At 24.3% G+C, this 469-nt stretch carries 1 protein-coding gene; it reads left to right on the top strand.

Annotation, left to right across the window (positions count from 1 at the left end; genetic code table 11):
• The coding region (locus tag V7Z48_RS11060) for a hypothetical protein (protein ID WP_334113541.1) at positions 1–346 on the top strand (346 nt) is incomplete at its 5' end.
• Positions 347–469: the final 123 nt, after the last annotated feature.

Below are 469 nucleotides of genomic sequence, written 5' to 3'. Positions count from 1 at the left end.
TTTATTGTTAACGCAATGTCTATTTTCTCAAAAACATAACTTTGATTGTTATAACTTGTCAAAATCAAAAATAATGAGTAAATTCCAAGATTATAAAAATTACGGGCTAAAACTAACACGAAATGATATAGATGTAATGGAATTTACTATCGATGAGTTAAGGAATGATGTTATTACTCAACTATGTATTAACGCTTGGTATGAGGTGCGTGAAAATGGGTCAGAATATACTTATGAAAAATTCAAAAGAAGAAATGCTGATTTAAGTTATAAATTATATTTAGCAGATATACAGTTTTTTGAAATCCTTTCGGCAATTAAAAATCAATTAATTTTAAAAAATTAAAATATTCATAATTAATTTAAATAAACGTGCAACAAAAAAAGACCCTCACAATCAGCTCATTTTATTTTAAATATTTAGCTATAAGTTTTGTTTTAAGTTATATAATAATACTTGCCATAACTC

The organism is Paucihalobacter sp. (assembly GCF_036825875.1).
In the GTDB taxonomy this organism is placed as follows: Bacteria; Bacteroidota; Bacteroidia; order Flavobacteriales; family Flavobacteriaceae; genus Paucihalobacter.
Note: the sequence above shows the minus strand (reverse complement) of the source record. Positions and strands in the feature narration are given on the sequence as shown.